Source organism: Klebsiella sp. K47 (genome assembly GCF_051858335.1).
Classification (GTDB): Bacteria; Pseudomonadota; Gammaproteobacteria; order Enterobacterales; family Enterobacteriaceae; genus Klebsiella; species Klebsiella pneumoniae.
Genome location: NZ_JBPYUI010000594.1, coordinates 1 through 210 on the forward strand (window position 1 = coordinate 1; position 210 = coordinate 210).

Below are 210 nucleotides of genomic sequence, written 5' to 3' on the forward strand. Positions count from 1 at the left end.
CAGGAAGGGCACGGTGAGCGAGCCGCCGCCGATGCCGAAGATCGCCGAGGCCCAGCCCACCACGCCGCCGGCGGCGGTCAGGCCAAGCTTGCCGGGTACGCCGCGGCTGGCCTTGGGCTTGAGGTCCAGGGCCATCTGCACGGCCACCAGCAGGGCGAACACGCCGATGATCTTCTGCAGGTGCGGGCCCTGGATCAGCGAGGCGGTCTT

The 210-nt window shown here is 71.4% G+C and carries 1 protein-coding gene; it reads right to left on the reverse strand.

What is annotated here, in order from left to right; all coding sequences use genetic code 11:
* A partial coding sequence (locus RRF55_RS29360) for a TSUP family transporter (RefSeq protein WP_439419508.1) occupies positions 1-210 on the reverse strand: 210 nt, incomplete at both ends.